This is a genomic window from Mycobacterium sp. (assembly GCF_047975165.1).
In the GTDB taxonomy this organism is placed as follows: Bacteria; Actinomycetota; Actinomycetes; order Mycobacteriales; family Mycobacteriaceae; genus Mycobacterium.
Window position 1 is genome coordinate 1 of the sequence record NZ_JBKECZ010000096.1, and the last position, 10,215, is coordinate 10,215.

Here is a 10,215-nt window from a genome sequence, read left to right on the forward strand (position 1 = left end):
CCGCGCCGCCGACGGCCCGGCGTCCGGGCCGCGGGATCCGGAAGCGTCCAGCCGCCACCCGGCGTCGCGGCGGGCCCCGGCGGACCCGCGTGCGCGGCCGGTTGCCACGTGGCTGGCGGCGGCTCCGCTGGCGGCGGCGGGGGCGGCACCTGCACCGGCTGCGGCGGGGGCGCCGGCGGGGGCCGCACCTGCACCGGCTGCGGGTGACTCGGCGTGGACAGCGGTTCTTCGGGCACATCGATGATCGCGCTGTCGTCGGTGCCGACAACCCCCTCCACTCGGCGTGCTGTCGTAATCCGGTCGCTGTCGACCCAGTCCGCCGCCGGACGCCCACCGGTCTGGACACCGGGGCCGGCCCGGTTGGTCAATGCTCGCGCCGCATCGCCAGCCGGTGTCTCCAGGGCCGGACGGTGGTCGAGATCGGCGTCGAACAAAATCTCCAAGCTGGTTCGCAGCGCGGACAATTCAGTCCGCAGAGCGGCGATCTCGTCGGCCGACTCCGCCCGGATCTCGGCGCTCAACTCGCGGCGCAGCTGCGACTCCACCGTCAACTCGTACTCGCGACGGGCCGAGATCTCCCGATCCAGCTGAAGGTCGTAGACCAGTTTCATGTCCCGGGCCCGCGACTGGTCGGAGTCAGCCTGGCGGCGGTAAAGCACCGACACGAAGGCGCCGGCCACCGCAGCCCACAACGCCAGGATCACAGCGAGCTTGAGTAGCTCTACCCGATCGGTGAAAACCAGTGCCGAGCTGGCCCCGATCGCCAGCACCAGCAACGTCGTCAACAGCGTCCACCCCGGCCTGCGGCCGCCGCGCCGGACCCGGGCGCCGCGGGGCAGAACGGTCATGGGCCGACTGTACCCGGGCGAGGTCAATCAACGTGTTGTGCCGGCCCGGCGATTCGCGTCCCCCCGGCGACGGTCGTCAGGTCTTTGCACCTTCGTCGCCTTCGGTCGGTTCCCACGGGGACTTACAGCAATGTTGCAGCCACAGGGCGGCTGCCACCAGGGCAAGCGCACTGACGGCGGCCACCACCGCACCGGGGGTGTCCCCGGCGGCGGCCTGCATCCAGGACCGGCGCGGAAGAAAATACGCCAGCGCACCCAGCCACCACCCCAGCATCAACGACCCCACCCAGGCCGATGCCTTCGCCACCATCACGCTGCGTGCGACCGCCAGCGGGTGCAGCCGGCCCGCCCCGTCACCGATCTCGTCGTCTTTGATCTTGGTGCGTACGTAACGCGCCCACAGCGCTTCGGCCACCGCGACCAGCAGAAGCGATATCCCGGTCCACAACGTGATCGGGGGAAACCACCGGTACACCGCGTTCATGAGCAGGTACCCCAACCCGGCGACAACTATCGTCGCAGCGGCAAGATCACGCGTGCGGGTCGGCCCCATCAGCGGTCCAGCGTCAACGGCGTCAGCCGCACGCTCGCCCGGTCGGCGGGACTCAGCCCGGCCAGCAGCGTGTCGACGGGCTGCGCCGCACCCTCCACCGTCAGGGCGGCATGCGGTTCGACGTCCAGCCAGGGTGTCAGGACGAACGCCCGCAGGTGTGCCCGGGGGTGCGGCAAGGTCAGCTCGACGTCGTCACAGACGATCTCGCGCCGACCGTCATAACACGAGATCAGGTCGACATCGAGGGTGCGCGGTCCCCAGCGCTGTTCGCGGACCCGGCCTCCGGCCCGCTCCAACTCGTGCCCCCGGGCCAACCAGGACCGGGCATCGCCGGCCGGATCGTCGGCGACCAGAACCGCGTTGAGAAACGGGCCCTGCTCCACCCCGCCCCACGGATCGGCCTCGTACACCGGCGATATCGCCACCACAGCACCCCCGAGCCCATCGACCACAGATTGCAGCAGGGCCAGCCGGTCACCGAGATTGGATCCGATGGACAACACCACTTTCGTCATATCGACCTGCCCGCGGGAATCACCGACCCCCGGCCTCCCCGGCCGCCGCGCCGCGATCGCCTGGTCACCACGGCGACGTCGGCGAAGTCGTGCGGGATGGGCGCCTGCGGCTTGTGCACGGTGACCTCGACGGCATGCACCCTTTCGTCCCGGATCACCGTTGCGGCGATCTCGGCCCCGACCGTTTCGATCAGGTTTCGCGGCGTGCCACCGACCACGTCGGCAGCCAGCGCGGCGAGCGCGCCGTAGTCATAGGTATCGGCCAAGTCGTCGCTGGCCGCGGCCCGCGCCAGGTCGATCCACACCGTGATGTCGACGACGAAATCCTGGCCAGCGCGCCGTTCGTCGTCGAAAACACCATGATGACCACGAAAGACCATTCCGCGCAATTCGATTCGATCAGCCACTACATCCGTCACCTTTCCCGTCGCGCCACGCATCGACAACCTTGAGGGCATCGATCGACGCGCGCACGTCGTGTACCCGCACCCCCCAGACCCCGGCCAGGGCTGCCAGGGCCGAGATCACCGCGGTCGCCGTCTCACGTCCCTCGGGTGGCCGCACCGCACCGTCGTGTCCGGCCAGCAACGTCCCGAGGAATCGCTTGCGGGAAGCCCCTACCAGTACGGGGACACCGCTGGAAACCAGCTCGGCCAAGCGCCGCAACAGGATCCAATTGTGTTGTGCGGTCTTGGCGAATCCCAGCCCGGGATCGATCAGCAGCCGGGCCGGGTCCACACCCGCGGCCACTGCCGCGTCGACACCGGCCAGCAGGTCAGCCCGCACCTCGGAGAACACATCGCCGTAGTGCGGAATCCGGTGCGGATCCTCCGCCGAGACCCGCCGCCAATGCATCAAGACCCAGGGCACCTTGGCCTCGGCCACCAGAGGTGTCATCGCCGGATCTGCCCGCCCGCCGGACACGTCGTTGACCATCCGCGCGCCACTTTCCAGCGCCGCATCGGCGACCGGGGCGCGCGTGGTGTCAATGCTCACGGTAATCCCCTGCGCGGCTAGTTCTTTGACGACTGGTATAACGCGTCGCAGCTCGACTTCGACATCCACCCGGACCGCACCCGGCCGCGTCGATTCGCCGCCGACATCGATGATGTCCGCGCCGTGGGCCGCCAGCGCACAACCGTGCTCCACGGCACCGGCGACATCGAGATATCGCCGTCCATCGGAGAACGAGTCGTCGGTGACGTTGAGCACCCCCACTACCCGCACGGGCGCTGAACTCACTTGCGCAGAATGAGATCGAGCGCCTCGGCTCGAGAGGCGGAATCGGTCTTGAACTGACCCCGCACCGCAGAGGTCGTGGTAACCGAACCCGGCTTGCGGACACCGCGCATGGCCATGCACAGGTGCTCGGCCTCGACCACCACGATCACCCCGCGCGGATTCAGCCTGTTTACCAGCGCGTCGGCAATTTGACTGGTGAGCCGCTCCTGCACCTGCGGGCGTTTCGCGTAGAGATCGACCAGCCGGGCGATCTTCGACAGCCCGGTCACCCTACCGTCGACACCCGGGATGTAGCCCACATGGGCCACCCCGTGAAACGACACCAGGTGGTGTTCGCAGGTGGAGTACATCGGTATCTCTTTGACGATCACCAGCTCGTTGTGGTCTTCGTCGAACATGGTGTTGAGCACCGAGCTCGGATCGGTGTACAGGCCGGCGAATATCTCCCGGTATGCGCGCACGACACGAGCGGGGGTTTCCCGCAGGCCATTCCGGTCGGGATCCTCGCCGATGGCCAGAAGCAGTTCCCGCACCGCCGCCTCCGCGCGGGGTTGGTCGAACGTGGGCACCACGGCGTCTCTGGAATCCAGTTGCGTCATCGAAGCCTCCGTCGTTCAGCCATGGGCCGGAGGGTTGGACCGTGTCGCATCCTCGTAGTGCTGAACAGACTCGTCTCCGACGTCCGGACCGGGAACATTGGCGACCGGATGCGGGCCGTCGGCAGCCCTGGGGGGCCAGCCCGGGGCGTGCCAGCCGGCCGGGGCCCCGTAGTCGGGCTGGGTGGTGGCTGAACCGTTGGTGGGCCCGGCGCCGCTGTCTCCATTTCCAGTGGACTCCGCACCGGCATTCTCGGCGATCTTGCCAGCCGCGGCGATAGCCGCCTTGAAGGCCGGCTCGGGGGCCGGCTGCGGCCACGGCTCGCCGCGCTCGATCGCGAGCTCGCCGGGCGTCTTGATCGGCGGCTTGTCCGACGGGGTCCGGCCGCCGAAATCGTCGAACATCGTCAGCCGGGGCCGCTTTTCGACGGCGGCGAAGATCGTCTCCAGCTCCGGCCGATGCAGCGTCTCCTTCTCCAACAGCTCACCGGCCAACGAGTCCAGTACGTCGCGGTATTCGGAGAGGATCTCCCATGCCTCGGTGTGCGCGGCCTCGATGAGCTTGCGGACCTCCTCGTCGATTTCGCGGGCGACCTCGTGCGAGTAGTCCGGCTGGCTGCCCATCGTGCGACCGAGAAACGGGTCGCCGTGCTCGGTGCCGTATTTCACCGCACCCAGCCGCGCGCTCATGCCGTACTCGGTGACCATCGCCCGAGCAATCTTCGTCGCCTGCTCGATGTCGGACACCGCACCCGTCGTGGGCTCGCGGAACACCAGGTCCTCGGCTGCGCGCCCACCCATTGCGAAGACCAGCTGGGCGATCATTTCCGATCTGGTACGCAGACTCTTGTCTTCTTCGGGAACGGCGACGGCGTGTCCGCCGGTCCGTCCGCGGGCGAGGATCGTCACCTTGTAGACGGGGTCGATGTCCGGCATCGCCCACGCGGCCAGGGTGTGTCCACCCTCGTGGTAGGCGGTGATCTTCTTCTCCTGCTCGCTGATGATGCGGCCCTTGCGGCGCGGACCGCCGATCACACGGTCGACCGCTTCTTCCAGGGCCGGCCCGGTGATCACGGTGCCGTTCTCCCGGGCCGTCAGCAGCGCGGCCTCGTTGATGACGTTGGCCAAATCGGCACCGGTCATGCCGACCGTCCGCTTGGCCAGCCCGTCGAGGTCGGAGTCCTCGGCAATGGGTTTGCCCTTGGAGTGCACCCGCAACACTGCGCGACGACCGGCCAGGTCGGGGTTGGAGACCGGGATCTGCCGGTCGAAGCGACCGGGCCGCAGCAGCGCCGGATCCAGGATGTCGGGTCGGTTGGTCGCCGCGATCAGGATGACGCCCGCGCGTTCGCCGAACCCGTCCATCTCCACCAGCAGCTGGTTGAGGGTCTGCTCGCGCTCGTCGTGGCCACCGCCCAGGCCGGCGCCACGCTGACGGCCGACCGCGTCGATCTCGTCGACGAAGATGATGCACGGGCTGTTCTGCTTGGCCTGCTCGAAAAGATCCCGGACCCGCGATGCCCCGACGCCGACGAACATCTCGACGAAGTCCGAGCCCGAGATGGTGAAGAACGGCACGCCCGCCTCCCCCGCTACAGCACGGGCCAGCAACGTCTTTCCGGTACCCGGCGGGCCGTACAGCAGCACACCCTTGGGGATCTTGGCCCCCAGCGCCTGGTACCTGCTGGGGTTCTGCAGGAAGTCCTTGATCTCGTAGAGTTCCTCGACCGCCTCGTCGACACCGGCGACGTCGGCGAAGGTGACCTTGGGCATGTCCTTGGACAGCTGCTTGGCGCGCGACTTGCCGAATCCGAAGCCCATCCGGGCGCCGCCCTGCATGCGCGAGAACATCACGAACAAACCGACCAGCACCAACAGCGGCAGGGTGTAGACGAGCAGCTCACCGAGCAGGCTGCCCTGGTTGACAACCGTGCTGACCTTGGCCTTCTTCGCCGTGAGCGCGTTGAACAGATCGACGGCGTAGCCGGTCGGGTACTTGGTGATGACCTTGTCGGAGTTCTCGGTGTCGGCGCTGCTCTTCTTCAGGGTCAGCCGCAGCTGCTGTTCGCGGTCGTCGATCTGGGCACTCTCGACGTTGTCGCCGGTGATCTGCGCCATTGCCACCGAGGTGTCGACGGCCCGGTATCCGCGAGTGTCATCGCTGAAGTAGAGGAACGACCACCCGAGCAGCACCACGATGGCGATTGCCGCCATGGTGCGCAACACACCTTTACGCTTCATCGATCATCGGCCGTCTCGGCCAGGCCCTTCTCTACGTCCGCCGTCTGCACGCAACTAGAAATGTCCAGGTTACATCCCGATCTGTTCACCTCACTCCTGACAAACTCCTCACAGGGAATGACAGTTCCCGCGCCCGGGTCTGGGCCGCGCCTGGGTCTTCGCCGCCGGCCGCCAGTCAACGCTCCGCCAGTGGTCCCGGCCCCGCCCGGTGGGCCCCTGAAGTTCCCGGCCGCCCTTCTCAGCTCCGGAACGCTGTGATTTGGTGAGATCATGGCTGTCCCCACCCAACGTTTAGTCGACACCAACGGCGTGCAGTTACGTGTGGTCGAGGCCGGCGAGCGGGGCGCGCCCGTGGTCGTGCTGTGTCACGGCTTCCCGGAACTGGCCTATTCGTGGCGGCATCAGATTCCCGCCCTGGCCGCGGCCGGCTACCACGTGCTGGCACCCGATCAGCGCGGATACGGCGGTTCGTCGCGCCCGGAGCCCATCGACGCCTACGACATCCATGCGTTGACCGGCGACATCGTCGGCCTGCTCGACGACGTCGGGGCCGAGCGCGCCGCATGGATCGGGCACGACTGGGGCGCGGCGGTGGTGTGGAACGCACCGCTGCTGCACCCTGACCGGGTCGCCGCGGTCGCCGCGTTGAGCGTCCCGGTGACACCCAGGCCGAAGGTCGCGCCGACGCGGACGTGGCGGCGTGTTTTCGGAGACAACTTCTTCTACATCCTGCACTTCCAGGAGCCCGGCGTCGCCGACGCCGAACTCGCCGCCGACCCGGCACGCACGATGCGCCGCATGATGGGTGGCCTGCGGATGTCCGAGGATCGCGGAGCGGCGCTGCGGATGGTCGCCCCCGGATCCGAAGGCTTCATCGATCGGCTTCCGGAACCCGACGGGTTGCCCGACTGGCTCACCGCGGACGAACTCGACCACTACGTCGCGGAGTTCACCCGCACCGGGTTCACCGGTGGCCTGAACTGGTACCGCAACTTCGACCGGAATTGGGAGACCACCCCGGAACTCACCGACGCCACCATCGCGGTTCCCTGCCTGTTCGTCGGCGGGACGGCCGATCCGGTGTTGACGTTCACCCGGGCCGACCGGGCTTCCGAGGTGATCAAGGGCCCCTACCGCGAAGTGATGCTCGACGGTGCCGGCCACTGGCTGCAGCAGGAACGGCCCGCCGAGGTAAACGACGCACTTATCCAATTCCTCCAGGGAGTTGACTGGTGAGACACCCGCTGCGATTCGGTGTTTTTATCACACCATTTCATCCGACCGGCCAATCTCCCACGGTGGCACTGGAATACGACCTGGATCGGGTAGTCGCGCTGGATCGGTTGGGCTACGACGAGGCCTGGTTCGGCGAACACCATTCGGGAGGCTATGAACTGATCGCGTGTCCCGAGGTCTTCATCGCGACCGCAGCTGAACGCACGAAACATATCCGGCTGGGTACCGGCGTCGTGTCGCTGCCGTATCACCACCCGCTGATGGTGGCGGATCGCTGGGTGCTGCTGGACCACTTGACCCGCGGTCGCGTCATGTTCGGCACCGGCCCCGGGGCGTTGCCCTCGGATGCCTACATGATGGGTATCGACCCGATCGACCAGCGCCGGATGATGCAGGAGTCGCTCGACGCGATCCTGGCGCTGTTCCGGGCGGCGCCGGATGAACGCGTCGACCGGCACACCGATTGGTTCACCCTGCGCGAGGCCCAGCTGCACATCCGTCCGTACACGTGGCCCCACCCGGAAATATCCACTGCGGCAATGATTTCTCCGTCGGGTCCCCGGTTGGCCGGAGCCCTGGGAACGTCGCTGCTGTCGCTATCGATGTCGGTGCCGGGTGGCTACGCGGCGCTTGACAACGCCTGGGAGGTGGTCCGCGAACAGGCCGCCAAGGCGGGTCGCGATGAGCCCGACCGGCGCAACTGGCGTGTCTTGAGCATCATGCACCTGGCGGATACTCGCGATCAAGCCATCGAAGACTGCACCTACGGATTGATGGACTTCGCGAAATACTTCGGCGCAGCCGGCTTTGTGCCGCTGTCCAACACTGTCGAAGGGGCGGATTCACCGCGCAAATTCGTCGAAGACTACGCAGCCAAAGGGAATTGCTGTATTGGAACCCCCGAAGATGCGATCGCACACATCGAAGACCTGCTGGAGCGCTCCGGCGGGTTCGGCACGCTGCTCTTGCTCGGTCACGACTGGGCGTCCCCGCAGGCGACTTTTCATTCCTACGACTTGTTCGCCCGCAAGGTGATTCCGCACTTCACCGGTCAACTCCAGGCAGCGCGCGAATCGCATGAATGGGCCAAAGGCAAGCGCGACGAGCTGATCGGCCGGGCGGGGCAGGCGGTCGTGCAGGCTATCGGAAAGCACGTCGCCGAGCGCGATACCGATACCCCGGGCAACTGATGCGCGGATCGGTACTTCGCGACGGTCGCATGGTGTACCGCGACGACATCCCGGATCCGGTACCCGGACCCGGCCAAGTGCTGGTTGCGGTGCGCAGTTGCGGAATTTGCGGCTCCGACCTGCATTTCGCCGCGCATGGCAGCCAGGTTCTGCAGATGACCCGGGCAATGACCGGTGATGCGGCCGATACGACCATCGACCTCGGCCGGGACATTTTCATGGGCCACGAGTTCAGCGCCGAAGTACTCGAGGCCGGACCCGATACCCGCACCCACCGGCCAGGCACACCGGTCACATCACTACCGGCACTGCTGCACGGAAACGGTATCGAGCCGATCGTGTACAGCAACAGCACGATTGGCGGCTACGCCGAGCGGATGCTGCTTTCGGCACCGATGTTGCTACCCATTCCCAACGGCCTGGACGCCAAACACGCCGCCCTGACCGAGCCGATGGCGGTGGGACTGCACGCCGTCAACAAATCCGGCATCGACGCCGAAGAACCCGCCCTGGTTCTCGGCTGCGGCCCGATCGGCCTCGCGATCATCGGTGCGCTCCACATGCGCGGCGTCGAAACCATTGTGGCGGCTGATTTTTCACCCAAGCGGCGCGAATTGGCCGTTGCAATGGGTGCCCATGAGTCAGTTGATCCAGCACAGGATTCGCCGTTTGACCGTGTCAAGGCCGCGGTGGTTTTCGAGGCGGTCGGAGTGCCGGGAATCATTGACGACATGCTGCTACGTGCCCGGCGCGGTACGCGGCTGGTGGTCGCCGGGGTGTGCATGGAACCAGATACCGTCCATCCGTTTTTCGCGGCGGCCAAAGAAATCACCGTGACATTCTCGATGGCCTACGACCCGGATGAGTTCGGCATGTCGCTGCGGGCGATCGCCGAGGGTGCTATCGACGTCGCCCCACTGATCACCGGCGAGGTGGGATTGGACGGCGTCGGGGCGGCATTCGAGGATTTGGCGGACCCCGAGCGACACTGCAAGATCCTGGTGATCCCCTGATCCTGCAGCTGCGGATCGGGTCCAGTGGTGATCCGGCCAGCGTCGATAGTGGTGTTGGCCGACGGTGGCGTGGTGTTTCCTTCGCCCGCGCTGGCGATACCCGGACCATAGCGAAGGTGGCTGTTCTTAGCAGCGGACGTCCTGACGTAGTACGCGTCCATGGTGGTGTTCCCCGGGCGTAGCCGCTATTCAATGCGGCCGGCCGGCTTCGAGGGTTTCGTTGGTCTGGCGTGCCTGCCGTTCCGGTGATTGTCAAGGGGGTGAACGGATTTTGTGGATAAATCCGGGTCTGTGGATGAAAGTGACCGAATATGGCTGCGGCAACGGATTTTCGGGCTTTGGGGCCCGGAGTTGTCGGTGGGTGTCTCTAGCATTTGAACCATGGCAGCCAGCACCCGTGAAGAGATCGTCGAGGTCTTCGACGCACTCGACACGATCCAGGATCGCCTGCTGGAGTTGAACTTCGATGTGCTCACCACACCCGAACGGCTGACGATGCTCGACCGCCTGGAAACCATCGCCCGCCGCATACCCACCCCCCGCCACGCCCTGATCAACAACCTGCGCGCCACCGCGGACAAAAAGGAGCTCGGCGGCACCCTGAGTGAAACCCTGGCCAACCGGCTGCGCATCACCAAACCCGACGCCAGCCGCCGCATCGCCGAAGCCGCCGACCTCGGGTACCGCCGCACCCTGGGCGGTGAACCCCTGGAACCCGTACGGGAAAACGCCGCCGCCGCCCAACGCCAGGGACTCATCGGCGACGGCCACATCAAAGTCG

11 protein-coding genes are annotated in these 10,215 nt (G+C 66.7%); 4 read left to right on the plus strand and 7 right to left on the minus strand.

The features are described 5' to 3' along the window. From ACK5M9_RS10035 to ftsH, 7 genes are all read right to left on the minus strand, one after another. A partial coding sequence (locus tag ACK5M9_RS10035; protein ID WP_416893023.1) for a DUF6779 domain-containing protein occupies positions 1-848 on the minus strand: 848 nt, incomplete at its 3' end. A 76-nt stretch (positions 849-924) separates the two neighbouring features. After that, the gene (locus ACK5M9_RS10040; RefSeq protein WP_416893024.1) at positions 925-1,401 is read right to left on the minus strand and encodes a DUF3180 domain-containing protein; all 477 of its coding nucleotides are present in this window, start codon (positions 1,399-1,401) and stop codon (positions 925-927) included. Beyond that, the gene (folK, locus tag ACK5M9_RS10045; protein WP_416893025.1) at positions 1,401-1,916 is read right to left on the minus strand and encodes a 2-amino-4-hydroxy-6-hydroxymethyldihydropteridine diphosphokinase; all 516 of its coding nucleotides are present in this window, start codon (positions 1,914-1,916) and stop codon (positions 1,401-1,403) included. The genes ACK5M9_RS10040 and folK overlap by 1 nt, the downstream gene beginning before the upstream one ends. Continuing rightward, positions 1,913-2,323 carry a dihydroneopterin aldolase gene (gene folB / locus ACK5M9_RS10050; protein WP_416893026.1) on the minus strand — a complete coding sequence of 137 codons (411 nt, stop codon included), beginning with the start codon at positions 2,321-2,323 and terminating at the stop codon, positions 1,913-1,915. Before folB ends, folK begins: the two co-directional genes overlap by 4 nt. Continuing rightward, complete coding sequence (gene folP / locus ACK5M9_RS10055) at positions 2,316-3,158, minus strand: dihydropteroate synthase (protein WP_416893027.1); 843 nt, start codon at positions 3,156-3,158, stop codon at positions 2,316-2,318. Before folP ends, folB begins: the two co-directional genes overlap by 8 nt. Then, positions 3,155-3,757, minus strand: a complete 603-nt coding sequence (folE, locus tag ACK5M9_RS10060) for a GTP cyclohydrolase I FolE (RefSeq protein WP_416893028.1) — start codon at positions 3,755-3,757, stop codon at positions 3,155-3,157. The genes folP and folE overlap by 4 nt, the downstream gene beginning before the upstream one ends. A gap of 15 nt (positions 3,758-3,772) precedes the next feature. Further along, on the minus strand, positions 3,773-5,995 hold the full coding sequence (gene ftsH / locus ACK5M9_RS10065) for an ATP-dependent zinc metalloprotease FtsH (protein WP_416893029.1): 2,223 nt from the start codon (positions 5,993-5,995) through the stop codon (positions 3,773-3,775). A gap of 270 nt (positions 5,996-6,265) precedes the next feature. Here ftsH and ACK5M9_RS10070 point away from each other — a divergent pair, with 270 nt between their 5' ends. The 4 genes from ACK5M9_RS10070 to ACK5M9_RS10085 form a co-directional block, all read left to right on the plus strand. Beyond that, positions 6,266-7,231 carry an alpha/beta fold hydrolase gene (locus ACK5M9_RS10070; protein WP_416893030.1) on the plus strand — a complete coding sequence of 322 codons (966 nt, stop codon included), beginning with the start codon at positions 6,266-6,268 and terminating at the stop codon, positions 7,229-7,231. Then, positions 7,228-8,421, plus strand: coding sequence for an LLM class flavin-dependent oxidoreductase (locus ACK5M9_RS10075; protein WP_416893031.1), 1,194 nt, complete (start codon positions 7,228-7,230; stop codon positions 8,419-8,421). The genes ACK5M9_RS10070 and ACK5M9_RS10075 overlap by 4 nt, the downstream gene beginning before the upstream one ends. Continuing rightward, positions 8,421-9,434, plus strand: a complete 1,014-nt coding sequence (locus tag ACK5M9_RS10080) for a zinc-binding dehydrogenase (RefSeq protein WP_416893032.1) — start codon at positions 8,421-8,423, stop codon at positions 9,432-9,434. The genes ACK5M9_RS10075 and ACK5M9_RS10080 overlap by 1 nt, the downstream gene beginning before the upstream one ends. A gap of 381 nt (positions 9,435-9,815) precedes the next feature. Then, a partial coding sequence (locus tag ACK5M9_RS10085; RefSeq protein WP_416893033.1) for a DUF222 domain-containing protein occupies positions 9,816-10,215 on the plus strand: 400 nt, incomplete at its 3' end.

Coding starts and splice junctions, on each gene's coding strand:
- ACK5M9_RS10040 (WP_416893024.1), bottom strand. CDS start 1,401: ATGGGGCCGACCCGCACGCGTGATCTTGCCGCTGCGACGATAGTTGTC.
- folK (WP_416893025.1), bottom strand. CDS start 1,916: ATGACGAAAGTGGTGTTGTCCATCGGATCCAATCTCGGTGACCGGCTG.
- folE (WP_416893028.1), bottom strand. CDS start 3,757: ATGACGCAACTGGATTCCAGAGACGCCGTGGTGCCCACGTTCGACCAA.
- ftsH (WP_416893029.1), bottom strand. CDS start 5,995: ATGAAGCGTAAAGGTGTGTTGCGCACCATGGCGGCAATCGCCATCGTG.
- ACK5M9_RS10070 (WP_416893030.1), top strand. CDS start 6,266: ATGGCTGTCCCCACCCAACGTTTAGTCGACACCAACGGCGTGCAGTTA.
- ACK5M9_RS10080 (WP_416893032.1), top strand. CDS start 8,421: ATGCGCGGATCGGTACTTCGCGACGGTCGCATGGTGTACCGCGACGAC.